General features: G+C 59.3%; 19 protein-coding genes and 1 tRNA gene. 6 read left to right on the top strand and 14 right to left on the bottom strand.

The genetic code is table 11. The annotated features are described in order from the left end of the window. Positions 1–35: 35 nt before the first annotated feature. Both ROTMU0001_RS03395 and ROTMU0001_RS03390 read right to left on the bottom strand, forming a co-directional pair. Positions 36–641, bottom strand: coding sequence for a phosphatase domain-containing protein (locus ROTMU0001_RS03395; protein WP_005508133.1), 606 nt, complete (start codon positions 639–641; stop codon positions 36–38). Between the two features lie 276 nt (positions 642–917). Beyond that, positions 918–1,781: a DUF8185 domain-containing protein gene (locus tag ROTMU0001_RS03390; RefSeq protein ID WP_005508132.1), complete on the bottom strand. Its 864-nt coding sequence runs from the start codon at positions 1,779–1,781 to the stop codon at positions 918–920. Between the two features lie 205 nt (positions 1,782–1,986). Here ROTMU0001_RS03390 and ROTMU0001_RS03385 point away from each other — a divergent pair, with 205 nt between their 5' ends. Then, a complete protein-coding gene (locus ROTMU0001_RS03385; protein WP_005508131.1) occupies positions 1,987–2,895 on the top strand; it encodes an acyl-CoA thioesterase in 909 nt (302 codons plus the stop codon). Positions 2,896–3,066: 171 nt separating this feature from the next. Here ROTMU0001_RS03385 and ROTMU0001_RS03380 read toward each other — a convergent pair whose 3' ends face one another. The 3 genes from ROTMU0001_RS03380 to ROTMU0001_RS09005 all read right to left on the bottom strand — a co-directional run bounded on the left by ROTMU0001_RS03380 (position 3,067) and on the right by ROTMU0001_RS09005 (position 6,255). Then, the gene (locus tag ROTMU0001_RS03380) at positions 3,067–3,621 is read right to left on the bottom strand and encodes a DUF308 domain-containing protein (RefSeq protein WP_245534278.1); all 555 of its coding nucleotides are present in this window, start codon (positions 3,619–3,621) and stop codon (positions 3,067–3,069) included. Positions 3,622–3,892: 271 nt separating this feature from the next. Next, positions 3,893–5,572, bottom strand: a complete 1,680-nt coding sequence (gene ettA, locus ROTMU0001_RS03375) for an energy-dependent translational throttle protein EttA (RefSeq protein ID WP_005508129.1) — start codon at positions 5,570–5,572, stop codon at positions 3,893–3,895. 77 nt (positions 5,573–5,649) lie between these two features. Beyond that, complete coding sequence (locus tag ROTMU0001_RS09005; protein WP_080548160.1) at positions 5,650–6,255, bottom strand: CGNR zinc finger domain-containing protein; 606 nt, start codon at positions 6,253–6,255, stop codon at positions 5,650–5,652. A gap of 90 nt (positions 6,256–6,345) precedes the next feature. Here ROTMU0001_RS09005 and ROTMU0001_RS03365 point away from each other — a divergent pair, with 90 nt between their 5' ends. Further along, positions 6,346–7,098 carry an MBL fold metallo-hydrolase gene (locus tag ROTMU0001_RS03365; protein ID WP_005508127.1) on the top strand — a complete coding sequence of 251 codons (753 nt, stop codon included), beginning with the start codon at positions 6,346–6,348 and terminating at the stop codon, positions 7,096–7,098. A 111-nt stretch (positions 7,099–7,209) separates the two neighbouring features. Continuing rightward, the gene (locus ROTMU0001_RS03360; RefSeq protein WP_005508126.1) at positions 7,210–7,626 is read left to right on the top strand and encodes an MmcQ/YjbR family DNA-binding protein; all 417 of its coding nucleotides are present in this window, start codon (positions 7,210–7,212) and stop codon (positions 7,624–7,626) included. A gap of 696 nt (positions 7,627–8,322) precedes the next feature. Here the strand turns inward: ROTMU0001_RS03360 and ROTMU0001_RS03355 are convergent. The 8 genes from ROTMU0001_RS03355 to ffh all read right to left on the bottom strand — a co-directional run bounded on the left by ROTMU0001_RS03355 (position 8,323) and on the right by ffh (position 16,473). Further along, positions 8,323–8,610 (bottom strand): antibiotic biosynthesis monooxygenase family protein, encoded by a 288-nt coding sequence (locus tag ROTMU0001_RS03355; RefSeq protein WP_005508125.1) that lies wholly within the window; start codon positions 8,608–8,610, stop codon positions 8,323–8,325. A 209-nt stretch (positions 8,611–8,819) separates the two neighbouring features. Beyond that, the gene (gene trmD / locus ROTMU0001_RS03350; protein ID WP_005508124.1) at positions 8,820–9,776 is read right to left on the bottom strand and encodes a tRNA (guanosine(37)-N1)-methyltransferase TrmD; all 957 of its coding nucleotides are present in this window, start codon (positions 9,774–9,776) and stop codon (positions 8,820–8,822) included. Between the two features lie 3 nt (positions 9,777–9,779). Beyond that, a complete protein-coding gene (rimM, locus tag ROTMU0001_RS03345; protein WP_005508123.1) occupies positions 9,780–10,442 on the bottom strand; it encodes a ribosome maturation factor RimM in 663 nt (220 codons plus the stop codon). A gap of 181 nt (positions 10,443–10,623) precedes the next feature. Continuing rightward, complete coding sequence (locus ROTMU0001_RS03340) at positions 10,624–10,869, bottom strand: RNA-binding protein (protein WP_005505691.1); 246 nt, start codon at positions 10,867–10,869, stop codon at positions 10,624–10,626. A gap of 2 nt (positions 10,870–10,871) precedes the next feature. Continuing rightward, positions 10,872–11,294, bottom strand: coding sequence for a 30S ribosomal protein S16 (rpsP, locus tag ROTMU0001_RS03335; RefSeq protein ID WP_005508122.1), 423 nt, complete (start codon positions 11,292–11,294; stop codon positions 10,872–10,874). Between the two features lie 259 nt (positions 11,295–11,553). Next, entirely contained in the window at positions 11,554–12,039 is a 486-nt protein-coding gene (locus ROTMU0001_RS03330; protein ID WP_005508121.1) for an NUDIX domain-containing protein, read from the bottom strand. Positions 12,040–12,051: 12 nt separating this feature from the next. Next, positions 12,052–14,781 carry a hypothetical protein gene (locus ROTMU0001_RS03325; RefSeq protein ID WP_005508120.1) on the bottom strand — a complete coding sequence of 910 codons (2,730 nt, stop codon included), beginning with the start codon at positions 14,779–14,781 and terminating at the stop codon, positions 12,052–12,054. A gap of 114 nt (positions 14,782–14,895) precedes the next feature. Further along, positions 14,896–16,473: a signal recognition particle protein gene (ffh, locus tag ROTMU0001_RS03320; RefSeq protein WP_005505683.1), complete on the bottom strand. Its 1,578-nt coding sequence runs from the start codon at positions 16,471–16,473 to the stop codon at positions 14,896–14,898. Positions 16,474–16,831: 358 nt separating this feature from the next. Here ffh and ROTMU0001_RS03315 point away from each other — a divergent pair. Further along, a tRNA-Leu gene (locus ROTMU0001_RS03315) sits at positions 16,832–16,914 on the top strand. 231 nt (positions 16,915–17,145) lie between these two features. On the opposite strand, the gene pyk is transcribed toward ROTMU0001_RS03315, so the two are convergent. Then, positions 17,146–18,609 (bottom strand): pyruvate kinase, encoded by a 1,464-nt coding sequence (pyk, locus tag ROTMU0001_RS03310; protein WP_005508119.1) that lies wholly within the window; start codon positions 18,607–18,609, stop codon positions 17,146–17,148. Between the two features lie 523 nt (positions 18,610–19,132). On the opposite strand from pyk, the gene ROTMU0001_RS03305 reads away from it, so the two are divergent. Then, positions 19,133–19,705 (top strand): flavodoxin domain-containing protein, encoded by a 573-nt coding sequence (locus tag ROTMU0001_RS03305; protein WP_005508118.1) that lies wholly within the window; start codon positions 19,133–19,135, stop codon positions 19,703–19,705. Between the two features lie 725 nt (positions 19,706–20,430). Then, entirely contained in the window at positions 20,431–22,353 is a 1,923-nt protein-coding gene (locus ROTMU0001_RS03300; RefSeq protein WP_005508117.1) for a GH25 family lysozyme, read from the top strand. The last annotated feature ends 573 nt before the right edge of the window (positions 22,354–22,926 follow it).

The following is a 22,926-nucleotide window of genomic DNA, read 5'->3' as shown; positions in this document are numbered from 1 at the left end:
TTACCCACCGCAGCTCTCAAGTTAGTGTGCGGGTTTTATGCCGCGACGTTTGCCTGGCGTTCCTTCGCCTCGGCCTTCTGGTGTGCGAGCACGCCCTCCGCAAGGCGACGCTTCTGACGCTCACGAGCGGCTTCCTTCTCACGCTGCTCGGCAGCCCAGGCGACCGGGTCAATGTCAATCGACTCGTAGTGCCATTCGCCAATGTAGTCGCGAATCGGGGCGACCCAGGTGACGGGAATGCCGCGGCGCAGGTACACCTCGTGGTCGGTGTCTTCAAAAGCGTGGATAATGCGGTTGCCGTCAGCAATCAGGGACTCAATGACGGAGTCCTTCCATGCGGGGCTGTTGGAGCCGTCGTTGCCGGGCTTAGCGAACACGTGCTTGGGTTCCAGACCTGCGCGGGCGATGAACTGGTTCAATTCCTTCATGTAGGTGCCATCGCGGCCGGTAATTACTACGACCTCTGCGCCGGTGTCTGCCGCGATTTCGCGAACACGGTCGGCAATTTCAACATTGACCGTGGCGTTGCGGATGGCCTTGAAGAATCGGCGGTTGCTTGCGAAGAAACCGGTCAGGTACTTGTCCATCTGATCTCGGTTGCTGGCAAGGGTACCGTCAATGTCGACTGCAATCAGATCCATATAGGTCTCACTTTCGATCCGTACGGGAAGAATGCGCCTGGTGAGGGCGCGGCGGAAGAGTTCCCGTGCGGTGTGGCTGGTAATCGGTGTGTCAAAGACGCCCCGGTGAAAGGGCGTAGTTTTTCTAGAATACCCTATTTCCGTAAAGTAATGCCCTATCGAATGTCATTATTACAACTACCCCGTTGATGTCATACGGCATAGAAAAACCGCTGGTGGCGCAGGCAAAGAGCCCACACCACCAGCGTAAAAAGTATAGAAATGTCTCGAGGAAAGTTAGAGTAGCGAACTGGAACCGCGGCGCACCAGCACCATACCGGCGGGCGCCACAATGCGCAGCCACTCCTCCGAACCTACATGCGCAGCGAACAGCGGCAGATCGCCAGTGAAGCCTTCCGGAATGAAACCGAACACGCGCAGGGCGAATGCCGCGCCGGTCGGTACTAGCACGGTATCGAACTCAGGTAGGTATTCCAGCACCATATCGGAGGACCAAATACGCGAGCGCACCGTGGAAAGCACAGCAGCGCCGGGGTTCTCGGGCAGGGCGCGTTCTACCGCCTCCAGGCCTTCTGCGGTGGCGCGGTGGAACTCTTCAACCGGGACGGTACCAACCTCGTACCAGCCGCTGAGCGGGGCTGACTTGCCAGCCCAGCTAGCGTTGACGGTCACCGGCGGCATGAACAGCACCAGCTGCGGGTTCTCTTCGTTACCCTGTTCTTCTGCCTGCTTCTGCAGACGCGCCAGACGGTCCAGCAGCGCCTGCGCCTGAACGGTCATGTCCAGGGTGGAGTCAGCCAGCAGGTGCAGGGCGCGCAGACCCATAATGACCGGGGTGTTCGAGGAGGCGTCCTCCGGCTCCAGGGAGCAGGCGAATACCGCCACCACGCGGCCGCGCGCAGTCAGGCGGATAGCGGCGTCCGGGTTCACCGCCAGAGCGCGAGAAATGTAGGTGGCAAGATCCTTGACCACTGCGGCACCCTGCGCGCCGCCGGGCAGAATCAGGTAGGGCTCCTCCACGCCTTCGTGGGGGTTGTACTTGAGCTCAATGGGTGCTGCCGCATTCGGTGCGCTGTTCTGGTCGGGAGCGTTCTCCTGCACGGGGGTATTGTCAGGGATAGTTTCAGACGGCGTAGTCATTTCTGCTCCTTTTCGGCGTTGGCCTGCTCGGTGGCAAGTTGGTGGGTGATATATGCGATGGTGTGTTAGGCAGACGTTCCGGATCAACAATCCGAGTCATTGTTCCTAGTCAATGTTCCGAATCAACCTGTCGTGGTTGTCTCAGAGTATGCTCTCCCACTCTACGCCAGAAACCGGTTCATTGAAAACGTGCGAGAATAAAACCATGACCAAGCCCACTGTGACCCAAAACCTCATGCGGATGCTGGACCTCTCCCCCGTGGAGGCGGCGCCCGCCTCCTTCGGTAGTGATGAAGTGTCTACCGGCGTGACGCTCACCCGCGAGCAGCCGCGTACTTTCGGTGGTCAGGTTCTTGCCCAGTCGATTATTGCCGCCGACCGCACGGTGGAGAGCAAGGACATCCACTCGATTCACGCCTACTTTCTGCGTCCCGGCGATATTGAGCGTGAACTGTTCTTCGCCACTCAGCGCCTGAACGATAGCCGTTCCTTCTCGACCCGCCGCGTGCAGGTGTTCCAGGATGAGGCGCCCATGTTCTCGGCGATTATGTCTTTCCAGGCGGATAGCCGCGGCCCGGAGCACACCGCGGTGACTATGCCGGAGGTTCCGGACCCCGAGTCGCTGCCGATGGTCAGCGATTATCTGGGCCAGCTCCCCCACCCCATTGCACAGGCGGTCGCGTGGGAACGCCCCATTGATATGCGACACGTGGACGCGCCCCTGTACACTCAGGCGGATGCCTCCTCGACACAGCCGCGTGCCTGTGTGTGGTTCAAGACCTTTGACCGCCTGGTGCGTGCTGATGGTTCTGAGGCCTCGGAGGCGGAGCACCGCGCCGCTATCGCCTACGCTTCGGATTATCTGCCGCTGGAGCCGGCTCTGCGCCGTCACGGCAAGTTCTGGCTGGAGCCGGGCCTCAAGAGCGCCTCACTGGATCACGCAATGTGGTTCCACCGTTCGGCGCGTGCCGATGAGTGGCTGCTGTACGTGCTGGATTCCCCGAGCGCGCAGGGCGGCAGGATGCTCGCGCAGGGTTCGATTTTCAATCGTTCCGGTGAGCTGGTGGCGACCGTGGCCCAGGAAATGATGTTCCGCCTGCCGGAGTACCGCTAAAGCAGAGTACCGATAGAGCAGAGTACCGCTAAAGCCGCAGGTACACCCTCTAAAGCTTCGGCACAGCGACAGCTCAAAACGTTAGAGCATGCAGAAAGACCGTGTGAGGTGGTTGTCTCACACGGTCTTTCTTATGTTCTAGTGTACGTTCTAGACGGGCCGAAGAAGCTCTTATTTGGCTTCGACGTCAATCACACCGTCCGGGGAAATGTGCACGGTGCGCTTGGTGCGGCGGGAAACGAAAAAGTCACCCACAAACACCAGACCAGCCAGCAGGAGCACCAGGGCAATCAGCCACACTGCCACCGCACCGAAGAACATCGGGAACAGCAGCACGAGCAAACCCAGGATCAGGGTACCGATAGCAGAGAACTGCAGGTGGCGTCCGGCGGCGAAGCTCAGGTACTTCAGGCCCTGAGCAGTCATCAGACGAATCAGCGCCCACGCAATCAGCCACACGCCCACAATAGTCGGAATGTACGTCGCCTGCGCACCAGCCGAAGCGCTCAGCAGAATCAGACCAACCACCACGGTCAGGATGCCGTTAACCAGGTCCCAGCCGGTACGTGCCGGCTTCAACGCGCCAAAGTAGCGGACCAGCTCAAACACGCCACCGAGCAGCACCGCAATCGAGAACACGAAACCCAGAACAGCCAGCGGGGTGGCGGGGTTGGTGAACATGTAGATTGCCGTTGCAACCAGCAACAGACCGGTGGCTAAGGACATCCAGTTATATTTTGAAAGCATGACACTCTACCCTTCGTATCAAATGCGTTAGTTATACACGTCCATTAAACCGCGAATATGTACTCTGCTATGACGTACCGGTGACTACTGGGCGAACTATTTCTACCGGTGAACACACGCACCTCCCCTCGCCAGCGCATACGGCGCCCAGTGCATACGGAATACAGCGCATACGGCGTCCAGCGGGCACAGCAAAGCCCCGCCTCCTCACGCTTCAACAGCATCAGGAGGCGGGGCTCACCGCCAAACCCTATCGGGTCAGCTTGCGGTGCACCACGCGGTGCGGCTTAGCAGCCTCAGGGCCGAGGCGCTCAATCTTGTTCTTCTCGTAGGACTCGAAGTTACCCTCGAACCAGTACCACTGATCCGGGTTCTCATCGGTGCCCTCCCACGCCAGGATGTGGGTTGCCACGCGGTCCAGGAACCAACGGTCGTGAGAGACGACTACTGCACAGCCGGGGAATTCCAGCAGCGCATTTTCCAGGGATGCGAGGGTCTCAACGTCCAGGTCGTTAGTGGGCTCATCGAGCAGCAGCAGGTTACCGCCCTGCTTGAGGGTCAGCGCCAGGTTCAGACGGTTACGCTCACCACCGGAGAGCACACCCGCCTTCTTCTGCTGATCCGGGCCCTTGAAGCCGAACGCGGAAACGTACGCACGCGAAGGCATTTCAACGTTGCCGACCTGGATGTAGTCCAGACCGTCAGAGACGACCTCCCAGAGGCTCTTCTCCGGGTCGATGTTCGCGCGGTTCTGGTCGACGTACGAGATCTTCACGGTCTCGCCGACCTTCAGCTCGCCGCCGTCCAGGGGCTCCAGTCCAACGATGGTCTTGAACAGGGTGGACTTGCCCACACCGTTAGGACCAATCACACCCACAATGCCGTTACGGGGCAGGGAGAAGGACAGACCGTTAATCAGGGAGCGGCCGTCGAAGCCCTTCTGCAGGTTCTCAGCCTCAATAACGACGTTACCCAGGCGGGGTCCCGGAGGAATCTGAATCTCTTCGAAGTCAAGCTTGCGGGTCTTCTCAGCCTCCGCAGCCATCTCCTCGTAGCGTGCCAGACGAGCCTTCGACTTAGCCTGGCGGCCCTTAGCGTTGGAGCGGACCCAGTCCAGTTCCTCGCTCAGGCGCTTAGCGAGCTTAGCGTCCTTCTTGCCCTGAACTTCGAGGCGGGAACGCTTCTTCTCCAGGTAGGTGGAGTAGTTACCCTCGTAGGGGTACAGGTTACCGCGGTCAACCTCGGCGATCCATTCTGCCACGTGATCGAGGAAGTAACGGTCGTGGGTAATCGCGATGACGGCACCCTCGTAGGACTGCAGGTGCTGCTCCAGCCAGAGCACGGACTCTGCGTCCAGGTGGTTGGTGGGCTCGTCGAGCAGCAACAGGTCAGGCTTCTGTAGCAGCAGCTTGCACAGTGCCACGCGGCGGCGCTCACCACCGGAGAGGTGGGTGACGGGCATGTCAGCGGGCGGGCAGCGCAGCGCTTCCATTGCCTGTTCCAGCTGGGAGTCCAGGTCCCATGCGTTAGCGGCGTCGATAGCTTCCTGCAGCTGACCCATTTCTTCCATGAGGGCGTCGAAGTCAGCGTCGGGCTCAGCCATGAGGGCGGAGATTTCGTTGAAGCGGTCCAGCTTGGACTTGATTTCGCCCACGCCTTCCTCAACGTTGCCCAGAACGGTCTTCTCTTCGTTCAGCGGCGGCTCCTGCATGAGGATACCCACGGTGTAGCCTGCGGTCAGGCGTGCCTCACCGTTGGAGGGCTGGTCGAGGCCAGCCATGATCTTCAGGATGGTCGACTTACCCGCACCGTTCGGGCCAACCATACCGATCTTGGCGCCGGGGAAGAACGACATCGTCACGTCGTTAAGGATGACCTTGTCGCCCACAGTCTTGCGGGCCTTGATCATCTGATAAATAAATTCAGCCATAGTTACCTATTTTAGCGTGATTCTGCGGCGCGCTGACGACTTAGTCAAATATTCCCCATCTTCAGCCTGCACGATTTTTAGTCACCTTCAGCCTGCGCGCGTTTACGTTCATAGGAGCGGGCGGCGCGGATACGGTCACCACAACGCACGCTGCACCATCTACGTCGCGCATGGGTTCGCAACATGATGCGGTCGCAGTCGGGTGCTTCGCATTCAGAGAGTTTATCTGCTTCTTCGCCGGTCAGTAATGTGATGGCGTCGTAGGCGATGCGGGCGATGGCGTAATCCACCTCTTGGGTGAGGGGGTCTTCAACTCGCCGCGTGTACCGCCGGTTTTCTGCATCCCACGCTAGAGCGTTCATGGTGAGCGCCTCATGTGCTGTCTTGTTGACGGCGTGAAGCGCACCCGGATAGGGAGGGCGCTGGTTTAGGTACGCGTCAAACAGTTCTTTGATGACGTATCGAAAGCTGATGAATCTGCTGGCGCAATAGGGTTGCAGCTCATACGAGTTATTCACGATGTGGTGTTCGTGCGCCCATTCAGTGGCTGTTTCTGGGGTTTCAAGCAGATCGTATTGTTTGCCGCCAGGTGTTGTATAGAGCGTATTTGCTAACGCTATGCAGGGGTGTTCTTGGCTTCCGGGTGCCGCAGGAAGGTGGGCGGTTCGGTGAGAATTTTCCATACTTCTCATGGTATCACTTGCATTTTTCCGTGAAAACACCTATGGTTAATCACGGCAAAAACACATTTTATCCATGAGAGGAATACTTTTATGCCTACGATTAACGTCATCACCGGCCCCACCGTCCTGATTGAATACGCGGGTTTGCGCTTCCTAACCGACCCCACCTTTGATGCCCCTCAGGACTACGACATGGGCATTACCGTTCTCAAGAAGACTGCCGGCGCCCCCATCACCCCCGAATCGGTTCTCCCCATCGATGCAGTCCTACTCTCGCACGATACCCACCCCGACAACCTTGACACCAGCGGCCGCGCCCTCCTCCCCAAGGTTGGCCACGTCATCACCACCGAAGACGGCGAAAAGAACCTTCAGGCAGAAGGCCTCACCAATGTCACCGGCCTGGCTCCCTGGGATACCTTCATCGTGGCAAAGGATTCTACTGAAGTTACCGTCACCGCAATGCCTGCACTCCACGGCCCGAACATCCCCGAAATTCAGGAGAAGGCCGGTCCCGTTATTGGTTTCCTCCTGCAGGCTGCAGGAGAACCGACCGTATACATTTCTGGCGACAACTCCGAATTTCACGTTGTAGAGGAAATTGCTCAGCGCATTGCTCCCGTTGATGACGCTATCCTTTTTGCGGGTGCTGCACACCCCATCGGACCCGAATTCGACATGACCATGACCGCCGAGAATACCGCAAAGGCGGCAAAGCTTCTGGGCGCCCAGCGGGTGTACATTGCTCACACTGATTCCTGGGGCCACCTGGGTGAAGACTTGCAGGATACGATTCAGGCCTTTACCCGCGAGGGAATTGACCACAAGCTCATGAATAAGTAGGGCACTAAAAAATCTGGGGTGTATGCAAACCATTGCATACACCCCAATTTTTGTATCAGCCCTTAGATATCAACACTGTAGAACCACCAACAACCGGATAGACTCGAAATTATGAGTACGAACCCCTCCCCCAAACTTCTGGCACCCGAAGACCTCGAGCATACCGTTGACCGCCTCGCGCTCGCCATGCCGCTGGCGACGCGCGATCAGCCGTTCGGGCCCGAGCACACGGTGTACCGGGTGGGCGGCAAGATCTTCGCCATGTACACGGAGGGCATCGGCTACCCCATCGTGAACCTCAAAACCGACCCGGAAGAATCCGAGGTGCTGCAGCGCATCTACCCGAGCATCATCCCGGCATGGCACATGAATAAGCGGCACTGGATTTCCGTGGGCGCCGGCGAAGGCATAACCGAGCGGGTACTAGAAGAGCTGGTGGAGGATGCGTACCTGCGCGTCATGTACTCACTACCCAAGGCGAAGCGACCCATCGAGTTCCGCGAGCGCCCAGTTCCCGAAAAGCATTAGGGCCTGAAGGAATCTTTTAAACAGCGGAGCGGGTGAGCACCGGTCCGGACCACCGGCTTGCTCACCCGCTTTGCAAAGCACTTTCCTATCCACGGTTAGGAGGGTCATCAACCACAATGAACGCTCGAACCACCAAGCTCCCATCCCATATATTGCGGGGTCCAGTACCATGCACCACATGCGTGAATACGTGATAGTTGAGTCGGCACCCTTGCCAGACCTTCCTATGCAGAGGATGACTCACACGGGTGCACTGAATATTCCCTTGAGTGACTCAGCTACGTCATGCGATGCAGCTGAGAGGGGATCGCTGTCCCCGCCCGAACTACCGACTCGGGCGAAGCGTGCTCTCGGGAACAATAATAACCTTTTTGCACCATGGTGTCACTTTAGGATTGAGGTATTCCGCCGGTTCCTATTGAGCGTATTTCAGGTGTTTTATAGTGCCGAACCCACATACCCAATCACAGCAAAATACCTGCGAATTTTAAACCCCGAAAAATCAAGGAGGGGCCGCCCTAAACCCTCCTTATATTGCTTCCACATGGGCTAATACCCACTTAAAGCAATATTCAGAAAAGTTAGCGCGACCCCTCACTATTTGAGATAAAAATGAGATAAACCCCTACTCAGAGCAATTACCGGCAGGGTTTATCTATTAATTCCCCAGAGTGACCAGTTACTCGCCGCGGCCCGTTACTCGCCGAACTCCACCTTTTCGAAGCTCATGGTGCCATCAGCATGAGAAACAACAGTATTCGGGTCACGCTCACGACGAGCCGCCGCGTACGCATCATGGCTTGCCTCATCAACCCAGCGGGTCACCACGAAATAGTCGCCGCCCTCATCCAGGGGGCGCCACAGCTCAAAACCCTCAAAGCCGGGGAAAGAGTCAGCGATGTGGCGGGCAGCGGCAAAGCGCTTCTCCAGCTCAGCACGATTGTCACCAACGACAGCCAAACGGTGAACCTTAACAACGGACATGTGTCCTCCTTCTGTTGAGTACGTGCTTTCAACGATGAAAGCGGGCTACAACCTCGCCCCACCTATAGATAGGCTATGTTCTTAGCGAGGTTAACCTCAGAATAACGGGTCGCGGGCACAAAAAATAGGGGTTAGCGCCAACTAACAGTTATATGACGCTAACCCCCATTCAGAGAATCACGAGGCACCCACAGGCACCCGTTCGAAGCTTAGGATTCCGGCTGGGTCTGCACAGTATTAGGCTGCACGGTATTAGACTGTGCAGTATCAGGCTGTGCCGCCTGAGCCGCACTATCAGCCTGCGGTGCGGGGTTCTTCTTCGCCTTCTTCTGAGCCGCCTTCGCCGGGTTCGCAAAATGCACCCCGCGCTCAGCCAAGAAGCGGCGATCCTTCTTATCCCACTGCTCCACCGGGTACGCCTCCAGCAGATCCGGGCGGCGCTCCAGGGTACGCTCAATCTGACGGTCACGACGCCAACGCGCAATCGCACCGTGATTACCCGACAGCAGCACCTCCGGCACCTCACGCTCACGCCACACCGCGGGCTTCGTGTACACCGGATACTCCAGCAGACCACCCGTATGCGACTCCTCCTCCAGGGAGGCGGGATTACCCATCGCGCCCGGAATCAGGCGGGTGATAGCCTCAATCATCGCAATGACTGCAACCTCGCCACCGTAAAGCACATAATCGCCCAGGGACACGGGCATCACGCGGAAGCTCTCCTGCGCCCAGTCCAGCACACGCTCGTCAATGCCCTCGTAGCGCGCCGGAGCGAAGACAATATGCTTCTCCTCCGCCAGCTCATACGCCATCGCCTGATCGAAAACGGCACCCGCCGGGGACGGGACAATCAGCAACGGGCGGGTATCAGCGGCGGGCTCAGTGCCCTCAGACTTGGCACCCTCAGTAGAGTCTTCGGAAGCGTTCAGAGGGGAGGCGGCAAGCACCTCATCCAGCGCCAAACCCCACGGCTCCGCCTTCATCACCATGCCAGCACCACCGCCGTACGGGGTGTCATCCACCGTGCGGTGACGGTCAAAGGTGTACTCACGCAGATCGTGCAGGTGCAGATCTACCAGACCCTTCTCACGAGCCTTCCCCAGCAGGGACAGCTTCAGCGGCTCCAGGTATTCGGGGAAAATCGTGACCACATCGTAGCGCACGGACTACTCCCCCGCCTGCTCAGTCGCCTGCGCAGAATCCTGCTCAGCGTCCTCGACCAGGTCAATCAAACCCGCCGGAGGGGTCAGCAGCACAAAGCCGGGCTCATCCTCGGTCGGGGGAACCACCTCAGGCACAATCTCCTCAACAAAAGGAATCATGATCTCTTCACCCGCGCCGGAGGCAAGACGCGGCGAACGAGCCAGCTTAATCAGCAGCAAATCCTGAACCGGCATGGTCTGCAGACCGGTCACCTTGCCCAGCGGCTTACCCACAGCCGGATTATCCACGGGGCTCTCACCCTCGGGCACGTCCGCGAGCAGGTACACGGGCAGGTTCACCAGCTCCTGCTCGTAGAAGCCCTCTTCGTCGCCCTCATCCTCGGGAACCTCGTAGACCAGGCGGCTACCGCGCAGCTCCTCAGCCTGGTTGCGGGTAGTCACCTCATCAAAACGGACCACCAGAATCTTCTTGTTCCAGCGGGCACCGGCAACCGTCAGCTCACCGGTGGGCGCCACAGAAGCGGCAGCAGAGCCGGGCTTGAAATTCTCGATACCGAGCACCTCGCCGCGGGCAAAACGCTCCTGCGGGGCATCAGTAAAGAGCTGAACCGTCACCTCACCACGAATACCGTGAGGCTTACCGATACGAGCCACCACAACCTGCATAATTTTCCTCCGCTGGATACAAGCTAAAAACCTACGCCGTGCACGTGCACGGCTCCCACTATTCTACCGGGCACTTAGGACGGGCGCATTCTGCCGCCCGCACTACCACCGGGACTCGGGTACGCGAAAGCCCCCGCCTTCCGGAAAAATTCCGGGAGCGGGGGCTTCAAGCGTTTACGAGCTAGCGTCGCTTTTTGTCGGTGTCGATAATGTCGATACGCATCGGCTCGCCATCAGAAATAGCGTCCATCACCAGACGGATGCTCTTGGCGGTACGACCAGACCTGCCGATAACTCGGCCCAGGTCATCCGGATGCACGCGAACCTCAAGGGTTTCACGGTGACGCTGAGTGCGCAGGCGCACCTTCACGTCCTCCGGACGATCGACAATCCCTCGAACCAGGTGTTCGAGTGCGTCAGCCAACATAATTACTCAGCTGCTTCCTCAGCCTCAGCCTCGGGTGCTGCTTCCTCAGCAACCTCTTCAGCCTTCTCAGCCTTGGGGGTGATAGCCTCGGGCAGGATCACGGAACCCTTTTCGGGAACAACGAACTCAGCCTTAGCCTCGACGGGCAGAACCTTGGACTCTGCCTTCTCGCCCTTGAATGCAGCCCAGTCGCCCGAGAGCTTCAGCAGAGCCAGAACCTGCTCGGTCGGCTGTGCGCCGACGGAGAGCCAGTACTGAGCACGCTCAGAGTTGATCTCGATACGCGAGGGGTGCTCGGTCGGGTGGTAAATACCAATCTCTTCGATGGTCTTACCGTCGCGCTTGACGCGCGAATCAGCGACCACAACGCGGTAACGAGGATCGCGGATCTTACCCATACGCTTGAGACGAATCTTAACAGCCACTTTAGTGGTTACTCCTGTTTCATAATTTGGTGCGAGGCACGCGGTTCAGCACCCGTGGGGCGGGCCATTCACGGCGCCTCTATGGACACAACGGCGCGCGAAGAGAGGGGTCGCGCGTCGCCGGGTACTCAGTTAGGGTATCAGAGCCCGAGATTTTAAGCTAGCGACACGGAAAAATAATTGCCACAGGCACCGAACATCACTTTTAAACAGCGTTCTGTGCCCGGTAGCCCCCTGCGCAACCGCCCTGTAGCCGCCGCTAGTCGAGGTTGCTCATCTCCAGAGTCTCCCCCGTCTCCAGGGCGCGGTAGCACTCACGCAGACGATCCACCATCGACGGGCGCACATAACCCTCCAGGTTCTCCGGAGCAACCCACTCATAGGTCACCAGCTCAGCATCCTGCAGGGTAATCTTCGTATCCGCCGCAATCACGCCGCCGTCATACATGTAGTAGGTCGAATCGCCCCACACACCCAGCGACAAGCCGTGGAAAATCAGCAGCACTCGGCCCAGCTTCACATCCAGGCCCAATTCCTCCACAATCTCACGCTCACAACCGGGCTTGGGCGCCTCACCAGCCTCCACGGTGCCGCCGGGAAGAATCCAGCCGTCCTTATAGTTCGGCTTCACCAGCAGCATCTCGCCGCGCTCATTACGAATCAGCGCGCCCGCCGCCAAACGGCGCGTGGGCAAGGTGGCGATAAAAGCCTTCAGCTCTTCATCGCTCAGATAGGAATCCTTCATGGCTTCTTTCCTTTAGCGGTCGGTTTTCTTCGCAGCGCGCTGCCTGATGCTACGCACTATACCCAGGGCACGCTCACGCAGTCCAGAGGGTGCCTGCTCCGTGGACGGGGCGGCATCCTCCACCGTGCGGTAGTGGCCCTCACGCAAATCATCAATCAGAGTGCGCTTGGTCGAGGGTTGTTCCGAGGTAGCATCGCCAGGATGCACCAGCTCAGCATCCGCCACCGGGCGGGCATGCTTCTTCATCTGCGTCTGCTCAAATGAACGCAGAACCGTCGGAATCAGAGCCGACTCAACCGTAGCGTTCAGGGCGAAGAGTGCTGCCGCCACCGAGAACTTACGGCTCGCCTTACCCTGAGCACGGCGGCGGCGCGCCACATTCGCCAAGGTCAGAGCGATAGCGCTCTGAGCCGTCACATCCGCACCCAGGACAAGACCCACACGGCGGGTCTTCGCTCGAATCTGCTCCGGGGTCAGGTGCTTGCGGCGCGAACGAGGCGCGGGACTCTGAGCGGAAGAGCCCTGAGTGGAGGTGGTCTGCGGTGCGGGGGCCTGGGGTGCAGGACTCTGATTTGCAGAGCTTGAGGAAGCATCGGGCACGGTCTCAACGCTCGGGGCGGCTTCGTTCTGAGGTGCGAGCGCGGCAGAAGGCTCGGGAGCCTGCTGGCTTACCTTTGCCTCGTGCGATGCCTGCTCCTCGGTAGGCGAAGAGTCAGCCTCGTGCAGGGCGCTGTCAAGAGACAGGTAACCCTCTTCGGTCTCCACGAAGGAATCCGGCGCAGAGCCCTCCGGCGAACCCATGTGCGTGTACTCGTAGGGGATGTGCGCGTTGTTGAGAGCGTCCATCCACTCGGAGAGGGTCACGCGGCGACCGGTCGCCACCAGGCGGTAGCTACGGTCCAGGGGCGAGGTGTAGCCGCCCGGGTAGGGTTCAATCTCCTCATCGTCAAAAGAAACATCCTCGGCGGGAGTACTCTCGGAGAAGGTAGCCTCAGCATCAATAGATACGGTCGCATCGGCGGACTGCGCGAGCTCCTCATCCTCGTTGCCGAACACGCGAGCCGTGCTAATCGACGCCACATCAAAACCGGTGGTCGGCACCAGCGCCAGCTCGGTAGGAACGTCCAGTAGCTGCAGCACCGACTCCAGCGCCAGGGTATTGCTCGTATCGCGCAGGTACGCATTCAGGCGGCGACCGGCAATGGAGTCAGCCTCCACACCAAACATCGCCATGACATTAGCGATGCCCTGCTCGATTTCTTCCTCATCGGAACCGAAAATCTTCGAACCCGAAAGCTCCGGGGCGCTACCGGGAAGCTCCGACAGCAGATCCTCCAACACGCCGCCAAAACGTGCGACTTCCTCACGGCTGAGGGCCCGGTTCAGGCGCTTAGGCACACGCTGCCAGGTGAACTCCTCCACGATGTTCTCGTAGGGTTCGCCGAACGCCTCCAGGTACCATTCCTCATCCGAGTAGGGCTCACGGGTGGGCTCCTCATAGACCACCAGGTGTTGCTGGTTCGCGTTGCCCTCAGCAATCAGGGCGTTGCAGTTCAGCAGGCCCAGCAGCGCCATCAGGTCCACCGGGTCGGCAGAAATGAGGGTCCACTCCCCCGCCGGTGCGGCAACAACCTGCCGAGTACCGGCAGGAAGGTACGCCAAAAGGAGCCCCGTAATCATGTCAATGGGCAGGTCAACGAGCATGGCGGCGTCGCCATCCACCAGGAACTCCAGCTCACCCTGCCCACCGGGCAGCTCCTCCCACACGGTCGCCTCACCCTCAAGGGCGGCACCGGTAACCGGCAGCTGATCCACCAGCTGCGCCACGTAATCCTCAACGGGGGTACCCACGTGCAGGTGGCCATCAGCGACCTCCAGCACGTTCATGTAGCCCTCATCATCCACGGCGCACAGCACGTAGAGCTGCACCTGATGCTCACCCATCTCGTAAGCAATCAGCTCCGGGGAGGCGGCGGTCGCCTCAATAAGGGCGGCAATCAGCTCCTCATCGGTGGTGGAACGAGCCATGATGCGGCGGCGCTGAATCTTCTCCTCCAGCTCCATGGTCTGCTCGATGCGCTCATTGCGTTGCTTCTCGGCGGTGCGCTCCTCGTCCTGGGCGCGCAGGTACTCGGGGCTATCAGATTCGCCGGTTCCGGCGGGTGCAGGGGCATCGTCCCACATGCCGGTGAGCTTATCGACGGTCCACTCTTCGCTCTCCAGGGCGGCGGCGAGGCGGTCAACCTTCGTGCGGTCGTTCCAGGCGCGCTGCGTATCGGGGTCTTCCGCCTTCACCTCATCGTGCATGCTGCGGGCCTCACGAATGAGGTTCAGGATGGTTGCGGCAACGTCGTCAACGGCGGGGTCGTCGCTCTCACTGGAGTAGACGAGGTCGCCCGCCAGTTCGGCAGAGTGCTCCCCGTACTCGAGGGCGATACGCGCCCAGACGGGAGTGTACCCGGGAAGGATGTTCGAATCATTGTCGAAGCCGTCCGCAAAGTCGCCTGCGATGCCGTCTTCAAGATCGCCCGAAAGGTCGTCTTCAAGAACCTCTGCGGGAGCATCAGAGAAGCCCAGCGAGCCCTCCTCAGTTACAGACTCAACTGCAGATTCTCCAGCAGACTCACCGGCAGGGTCCTCTACAGCATCATCGGCGAAGGCGCGCTGAGACCACGGCGTGACCTGCTCATTCAGCTGATCATCCGCGTTCTCTCGATCCCAATTCTGCTCGTTCTGAGCCATTGATACCTTCCCTTCACACCCATTCATGCACCCAAACCGGGCACCATACCGGTACGGGTGCGCCCGTCACCACGTGCGCACCCGTACCACCCCTTACCGGGCTCATATTTGCTCTTACTGCAGGAACTTCTCGAAGCCCTTCGGCAGGTTCATGCTGGACAGATCCATCTCCTGGTTCTGAGCCTGCTGACCGAATGCAGCACCGGCGCGAGCCTGCTGCGCCTTAGCTGCTGCCGCCTCCTGCGCCGCACGCTTCTGCGGGTTGCCGGAGCGAGCCTTCTTCTTCTTGTTGTTCTTCGCGTTCTTACGAGCGCCACCGGCCGCAGCCGCCATGCCGGGCATCTGCATACCACCGGGCATGCCGGGCATCTTGCCCGAAGCGAGCTTCTTCATCATCTTCTGAGCCTGAGCGAAACGCTCCATCAGCTGGTTCACCTCAGACACGGTCACACCCGCACCCTTAGCGATACGGGCACGGCGAGAACCGTTAATGATGCGCGGAGCCACACGCTCATGCGGGGTCATGGAGCGAACAATCGCCTCCACGCGGTCAATCTCGCGCTCGTCAAAAGCCTCAAGCTGCTGACGCATCTGAGCCGCACCGGGCATCATCATGAGCAGCTTCTTCATGGAACCAAGCTTACGAATCTGCTGCATCTGAGCCAGGAAGTCTTCAAAAGTGAAGTCTTCCTGATCGATGAACTTCTTCGCCATGCGGTCGGCTTCAGCCTTATCCCACTGAGCTTCAGCCTGCTCAATCAGAGTCAGGATGTCACCCATATCCAGGATGCGGCTTGCCATACGGTCCGGGTGGAACTGCTCAAAGTCAGTGACGTTCTCACCGGTGGACGCGAACATAATCGGCTTGCCGGTCACCGAAGCCACCGACAGAGCCGCACCACCGCGGGCGTCACCATCAAGCTTAGACAGGACCACACCGGTGAAGTCCACACCCTCGTTGAAGGCGTTAGCGGTGTTCACGGCGTCCTGACCGATCATCGCATCGATAACGAACAGAACTTCGTGCGGCTCAATAGCGTCACGAATGTTACGTGCCTGCTGCATGAGCTCAGCGTCAACACCCAGACGACCCGCGGTATCGACAATCACCACGTCGTGCAGCTTAGCGCGAGCCTCAGCCACACCGTCACGTGCCACCTGCACGGGATCGCCGGTGGGTACGTCAAACTCGCTGGTCACACCGGGGTGCGGCGCGTACACGGGCACGCCCGCACGCTCACCAACGACCTTCAGCTGGGTCACCGCGTTGGGGCGCTGCAGGTCGGATGCAATCAGCATCGGGGTGTGGCCCTGGCCCTTCAACCAGTGAGCCAGCTTGCCCGCCAGGGTGGTCTTACCGGCACCCTGCAGACCCGCCAGCATGATGATGGTCGGGCCGCTCTTCGCCATGTTGATGCGGCGGGTCGAACCGCCGAGGATGCTCACCAGCTCCTCGTTCACGATCTTGACGATCTGCTGGGAGGGGTTCAGCGCCTCGGAAACTTCCGCACCGAGAGCGCGTTCCTTCACGTGGGCGGTAAATTCGCGGACCACGGGGACGGCGACGTCAGCGTCGAGCAGGGCGCGGCGGATTTCGCGGACGGTTGCATCAATGTCTGCCTCGGAGAGGCGGCCCTTGCCGCGCAGGTTCTTAAAAGTTGCCGTCAAGCGGTCGGAGAGAGAATTGAACACGAGCCGTGATCACTTTCTTAACGTTGAGGTGGCCCCCAGCCGCGAAGGCGAACGGGGATGGTTAGTCAGTCTTTAAGGATACAGGATGCGCGCTTTCTCCCCCGCCTCCACCTGTGGATAAGTGGCACCGGTTCACCCTGAGCTCAGGATTTACACTCAACGTCCCCTCCCGCACCCTTCCTACATCCCTCGGCAAATGCGCGGCAGGTTCCAGACTTACCCCCTCATAGAGGCGCAACAGAAACCCTCAGTAGATGTTCCGCGCCCCGCCTCAGCCTGCTCAACACGTCAGATAGATTAGATTTTCTAGACAGCCTGGGTTAGAATTCTAAAGGTGTTACGCACAAATGCGTGATACGCCCGAGTGGCGGAATTGGCAGACGCGCCTGACTCAAAATCAGGTTCTTCGGAGTGTGGGTTCGAGTCCCACCTCGGGCACCAACGCAAAAGCGGCGGGAAAGCTTGAAGCTTTCCCGCCGCTTTTCTGTATCTACTTCTATGCCCGCGTATTTCCCGCTGTCCCCGTAACCCACCGGAAGCAAACACCCCGCAGACACACAAAACCGCCGCCCGACCGTGAGAGTTTCACGACCGGGCGGCGGTCTCTATACACCGAGCGTACAGGCTGAGAATTACCCTCAGCTACGCATCGAAAAAAGATTGGTGAGCGGCTTAGCGCTTGACCTCGTCCTCCTCGTAAGGACGCAGAGCCTCGCGCTCGCCCTCAGCACCGTGGACGCGGTGTACCTGAACCATGTTGGTGGTACCTGCGCGACCTGCGGGAGCACCGGCAGCAACGACGACCAGGTCGCCAGCTTCTGCCAGACCGTTCTTCAGCAGGTACTCGTCCACGAACTGGAACAGACCTTCCTGATCGGTGATCATCTCAACCTGCTCAGCGTCAACGCCCCACAGCATGGACAGGAAGGAGCGAACCTTCGAGCTGGTGGTGAACGCGACAATCGGGGTCTCGGGACGCAGACGTGCCAGACGACGTGCAGAGTCACCGGACTGGGTGAAAGTAACGATGAGCTTTGCGTCCAGCTGGTCAGCGATGTTCACTGCTGCGCGGGTGATTGCGCCACCGCGGGTGCGGGGCTTGCGATCCAGCTCGGGCACGCGGTACAGGCCGCCCTTTTCGGTATCCTGAACGATTGCAGCCATAGCCTGCAGGGTCAGGATCGGGTACTTACCGACCGAGGTCTCACCGGAGAGCATCACTGCGTCTGCGCCGTCGAGGATTGCGTTAGCGCAGTCAGAAACCTCTGCACGGGTGGGGACGGGGTTGTCGGTCATGGACTCGAGCACCTGGGTTGCCACGATGACGGGCTTTGCCCAGCGGCGTGCCATGTCGATTGCCTTCTTCTGGACGAGGGGAACCTCGGAGAAGGGCAGCTCAACACCGAGGTCACCACGAGCGACCATGATGCCGTCGAACTTGTCGATGATGTCCTGCAGGTTCTCAACAGCCTGGGGCTTCTCGATCTTGGCGATGACGGGTACGCGGATACCCTCTTCTTCCATGATCTTGTGGACGGGGTCAACGTCTGCACCGGTACGGACGAAGGAGAGTGCAATGATGTCTGCACCCATCTTCAGTGCGAAGCGCAGGTCGTTTGCGTCCTTCTCGGTCAGTGCGGGCAGGGAGACTGCTGCGCCGGGCAGGTTGATGCCCTTGTTGTTGGAGATGGGGCCACCGACGACCACGCGGGTGCGAACGCGGGTGGGGGTTACCTCAATAGCTTCGAGGCGGATCTTGCCATCGTCGAGCAGGAGCTTGTCGCCGAGCTTTACGTCGCCGGGCAGACCCTTGTAGGTGGTGCCACAGATTTCTGCGGTACCTTCAACGTCTTCGGAAGTGATGGTGAAGTCTGCGCCGGGCTCAAGGTATTCCTTGCCGTTTGCGAAACGCTCGAGGCGAATCTTGGGACCCTGCAGGTCGGCGAGGATAGCAACGTCCTTACCGAGCTTTGCAGACTCTTCACGGATGGTGTCATAGCGTGCCTGGTGCTCGGCGTGGTCACCGTGGCTCATGTTCAGACGGGCGACGTTCAGGCCAGCCTTGATTGCCTCGGAGATCTTCTCGGGGGACTCGATTGCCGGACCGATGGTTGCAACGATTTTTGCGCGCCTCATGTACCTAACCTTTGTGTGTTGTTTTGTGTGACCTCTGAGGGTTCACACTGATTTTCCGGGGAAGACTAACGTCAAATTCCCAATTATTCCCACGTGTTCTAACAAGTAACCACATGCCGGATGCGTGGGACTCTTTCTCAATTATAGGGGTTTTGCGCCCTCTTGGGTATGTTTCTCCCAACTCTTTCCACCGAAGAACTTGTGTTTCACGTCGCATTTTATGCACCCCTTCCCCACCTACTGTTCACCTCACCCAAACCCACTTCACAGTCCCCGCGCCTCCATGTCACCCAGAAAGTAAATTAGGGTGCTTTTTACCTATAGAAAATGGGCACTGTGCAATATTTAGTCACACTCGAGAACCTTCGGGCGTGTTTCAAAAACATAGAGACACTCAGAGTGGGCTATGAGAAGATAGATAGGGCATCCAAGGGCTGGGCGATTTCACATTTTCGCGCGCCTAGCCTATATTGGAACCCATAATTAGTATTTGAAATGCGAAATATATCTGGAAGGTTCACAGATGACTACTCGCGTGCTGATTATCTTCGGCTCCACCTACGGCTACACCGAACAGTACGCCACCTGGCTGGCAGAAGATCTGCGTGCGCTCCCGCAGGCTCCCGAAGTTGAGACTGTCCCCGCCTCCAAGGTCACCCCCGAGCAGGCAGAGACATTCGATGCTTTCGTCATTGCCGGCAGCGACTACGGTGGATTCCTCAACGGCGCACCGGCACTTCGCAAGAAGATTCTGCCGATCATTGCACCCAAGAAGAACCGCACCGCCTTCTTCACCGTCTCCTTCACCGGTGAGTACTCGAAGAAGCTGCTGGACAAGGCCGTCGCCAAGAGCTACACCCCCGAACTGACCGAAGGTCGCCCCGTCTACCACCTGCGTGGCGGCATCGACTTTGACAAGATTTCGCTGGCTCACAAGACCGCGCTGAAAGGCCCGGTCCGTGCATGGCTCATGGCCAACCCGAACCCCAACGAGGGCATCAAGCAGATGCTCGAATGCTACAAAACCGGCAAGGCTGAGTACATCGACCGCGAGACCCTCAAGCCTCTGGTCGAGGACATCGCCAAGTTCCTCTAAGCCCTCGAAATTTTAAAAAATTCGAGGAAACATAAACTTTCGCCTCTTCCCACCCGTCTCTTTCAGCCGGACATCAGAACCTGAAAGAGCGGGCGGGAAGAGCCGAGAAAAACGTGCCAACAGGCACCATATACGTGGTCGATGACTCTTCATCTCTCCTGCATCGACCATGAAACTCCGGGTGCCGGTGCGAGGCCGCGCCAAATACAGTACCCGGAATATGAGGGGTGGGTCTTTGTGTGTGCGGCCCACCCCTTTCCTTATGCCCAAAAGTCGCAAGAGGCACCGCCCGGCGCATCAGCACCCGACTGCATCCCGGCAACGTAGCTCTAGATGCTGAGGCCCACCCTGAACAACGAACCGACGCAGCAATACCCCAATACAGCAGTCCACAGAGTGAAATTCGCAACGCCTCGGCGTGTCGCGTGCCTAAAATTTTGTCCCAAAAACTTGAGCCAATAAATGCACCGACAAGCCACAAAGTAAAACAGACACCCCAAAGATTCCAGGTTACTGTGCACTCTGCGAAAGATATGCCGCCAGAATGACACCCCAAATCATTGCGCACATCGGTGCAGGTACCGTACGCTGTTAGCTGTGTCAGCCGCTTGACATACCCGGCAACCGACACACATCACTTCAGCTACCCCACATATTCACTCGTGCCAGAAGCCCCCGCACAGGGCCACATCGGCACATCCACCTCTCAAACACAGGCAAAATCTATGAAGAAACTCCAGACTGCCGCGCGCTCCGCGGCAGCCCGCTCCATCATGGCGTCCGCAGTCACCCTGGTCGCCGCATCCCTCACCTCCGTTCCCGCCGCCTTCGCCGCCCCCAGCGCGAGCGCAGCCGCAGAGGTCAACCCCAACGCATCCTACGAGGAGCTCAGCTACGCCCCCGCCCCGGATGCATCTCTGGTCGAACGCTCCAACCCCGCCATGGGTGCGGGCGAGCGCGAACGCCTGGGCACCGCCAACGCGCGAACCGGCGCCACCTCCCCCGCCTCCACCGCAACTCTGAGCGGTATCTCCGCAACCCAGAGCTCCGCGCAGGGCGTGGCTTCCGGTCAGGCGCTAGCATCCGGTCAGGCACTGGCACAGGGCCGCTCCGCATGGACCCCGAGCGGCGGCACCCTCGGCATGGATGTCTCCTCGCACCAGCAGAACGTGGACTGGGCGAGCGCCTACGCCGCAGGTTCCCGCTTCGCCTACGTGAAGGCAACCGAGGGTGGCTACTACACCAACCCCTACTTCGGTCAGCAGTACAACGGCTCCGCCGAATCGGGCATGGTGCGCGGCGCCTACCACTTCGCAAACCCCCGCACCTCCTCGGGTGCCGATCAAGCACGCTACTTCGTGCAGAATGGTGGCGCGTGGACTGCCGACGGCAAGACCCTGCCCGGCCTGCTGGACATCGAGTTCAACCCCTACCCCGCCTACGGCAACACCTGCTACAACATGACCCCGGCGCAGCTGACCGCCTGGACCCGCGACTTTGTGGACACCTACCGTTCACTGACCGGTCGTGCCCCGATGGTGTACACCGCAACCTCCTGGTGGTCGCACTGCGTGGGTTCGCCGCAGTTCGGCACTCTGCCGCTACACCTGGCAAGCTACTCGACCGTGGTCGGTGCGATTCCGGCGGGTTGGAGCGGCTACGACATTTGGCAGTTCACCGATTCTGGTCCGTTCGTGGGTGATTCGAACTTCTTCCCCGGCACCGTGAACGATCTGAAGGTTCTGGCGAAGAACCCGAAGGCTGTGCACCGCAACTGGTCGAACGGCCAAGACCGCGCAGCGGAAGACCGTTCGGCAGAAGACCGCGCGGTACAGGATTCGAACGTGGTGACCACCGCGACCGGCTCGATTGATATTCGCACCGGCATCGGTAGCTACTGGAACGAAAACCGCTCCTTCTACGGCAACCCGATTGGCACCGAGTACTCTCTGGGTCACGGCGTGTATGCGCAGAAGTTCACCAACGGCAAGACCATCTACTGGACGAACTCTCACGGTTCGCACTGGCTGGTCACCAACGGCGGCCTGGATTATAAGTTCCGCTCGGACGTGGCACGATTCCGCGGCCTGACCACCGACGAGGAAACCCGCTCCGACACCATCGCGGTCTCCTTCGCCAACGGTGAGGGTGGCTACTGGTCCAACGCATACGGAACCCACATCCTCAACGAGCGCGGCGCCATCTATGCAACCTGGCGCAAGGCAGGCATGAAGGGCGCGCCCACCACTGACGAGCAGAATCTGGGCAACGGCATCATCAAGCAGGAATTCACCGGCAGCACCACCTACGTGTGGTCCGCACAGACCGGCACCCACCGCCTGCACACCGGCGGCGCGTTCTACCACCGTTTCCTGCAGCACCGCGGCACCTGGGGTGCACCGGTGACCGACGAAACCGCCACCTCCACGGGTGCTCAGGTGCGATTCGCCTCCGGCAAGGTACTGCTCTGGTCGGATGCGTACGGTGCGTACGAGACCAACGGTAACGGCGCAATCTTCAAGCACTGGGAGAAGAATACCGCTCGCTACGGTGCGGCACGCGGCGACGAGTCCTACGCGAACGGCGTGTACTACATGGACTTTGAGCGTGGCACGATCCGCTGGACCGCGCGGCGCGGTATCTACTAAGAGCGTGGCATTTACTCAACGGCGCGGCAGCTAATAAACACTGCAACGCGCATATAAAAACGAGGGGCACCTGGCAGAGGTGCCCCTCGTTCTTTTGCTACAGGAAGCATCTTCTGAACAACACAAAAATCAAGATGCGTTCTGCAGCGGGTGGGTTACCGAGTGAGTAGAGAACCCGGCTATGTTACCCGTGCCGGCAGGTAAATTTATAGCGTGGCGGGCGAACCACCACGAAGTCATGCAGTGTCCTAAAAGCCCCGGATTAGTGTGGCGGACATAGTCCCCATTGACTATGTCCGTGGGGCCCACACTAATCGTTGGTGAGACCTCAATCCGAAGGTGTCTAGAGGGGCGCCTGGCCGGAATTAAGGACTCAACGGTGAATAACGGCACGGTACGAAGATGCTGAAATTCACCCGGGTATGGCGTTCTGGGAGAAGGAATCGATATCTAGGAGGGCCGAAACCTTCACACGTCATATCCCGTTACATCTAGGGTAGGTGCAGGGGCGTTCGAAACCTATCTCTTCGGCAAATATTACGCTTCAACCAGTGGTTGAATGTTTACAATACA

Origin of the sequence: Rothia mucilaginosa ATCC 25296 (genome assembly GCF_000175615.1) — a bacterium.
GTDB classification, from domain to species: Bacteria; Actinomycetota; Actinomycetes; order Actinomycetales; family Micrococcaceae; genus Rothia; species Rothia mucilaginosa.
The sequence above is the reverse complement of the archived record's forward strand: the minus strand, read 5'-3'. Positions and strand labels throughout refer to the sequence as shown.

Bases quoted from the DNA above. Each gene is read 5' to 3' on its own strand.
- ROTMU0001_RS03395 (WP_005508133.1), bottom strand. From the start codon at position 641: ATGGATCTGATTGCAGTCGACATTGACGGTACCCTTGCCAGCAACCGA.
- ROTMU0001_RS03390 (WP_005508132.1), bottom strand. From the start codon at position 1,781: ATGACTACGCCGTCTGAAACTATCCCTGACAATACCCCCGTGCAGGAG.
- ROTMU0001_RS03385 (WP_005508131.1), top strand. From the start codon at position 1,987: ATGACCAAGCCCACTGTGACCCAAAACCTCATGCGGATGCTGGACCTC.
- ROTMU0001_RS03380 (WP_245534278.1), bottom strand. From the start codon at position 3,621: ATGTCCTTAGCCACCGGTCTGTTGCTGGTTGCAACGGCAATCTACATG.
- ettA (WP_005508129.1), bottom strand. From the start codon at position 5,572: ATGGCTGAATTTATTTATCAGATGATCAAGGCCCGCAAGACTGTGGGC.
- ROTMU0001_RS09005 (WP_080548160.1), bottom strand. From the start codon at position 6,255: ATGGAAAATTCTCACCGAACCGCCCACCTTCCTGCGGCACCCGGAAGC.
- ROTMU0001_RS03365 (WP_005508127.1), top strand. From the start codon at position 6,346: ATGCCTACGATTAACGTCATCACCGGCCCCACCGTCCTGATTGAATAC.
- ROTMU0001_RS03360 (WP_005508126.1), top strand. From the start codon at position 7,210: ATGAGTACGAACCCCTCCCCCAAACTTCTGGCACCCGAAGACCTCGAG.
- ROTMU0001_RS03355 (WP_005508125.1), bottom strand. From the start codon at position 8,610: ATGTCCGTTGTTAAGGTTCACCGTTTGGCTGTCGTTGGTGACAATCGT.
- rimM (WP_005508123.1), bottom strand. From the start codon at position 10,442: ATGCAGGTTGTGGTGGCTCGTATCGGTAAGCCTCACGGTATTCGTGGT.
- ROTMU0001_RS03340 (WP_005505691.1), bottom strand. From the start codon at position 10,869: ATGTTGGCTGACGCACTCGAACACCTGGTTCGAGGGATTGTCGATCGT.
- ROTMU0001_RS03330 (WP_005508121.1), bottom strand. From the start codon at position 12,039: ATGAAGGATTCCTATCTGAGCGATGAAGAGCTGAAGGCTTTTATCGCC.
- ROTMU0001_RS03325 (WP_005508120.1), bottom strand. From the start codon at position 14,781: ATGGCTCAGAACGAGCAGAATTGGGATCGAGAGAACGCGGATGATCAG.
- pyk (WP_005508119.1), bottom strand. From the start codon at position 18,609: ATGAGGCGCGCAAAAATCGTTGCAACCATCGGTCCGGCAATCGAGTCC.
- ROTMU0001_RS03305 (WP_005508118.1), top strand. From the start codon at position 19,133: ATGACTACTCGCGTGCTGATTATCTTCGGCTCCACCTACGGCTACACC.
- ROTMU0001_RS03300 (WP_005508117.1), top strand. From the start codon at position 20,431: ATGAAGAAACTCCAGACTGCCGCGCGCTCCGCGGCAGCCCGCTCCATC.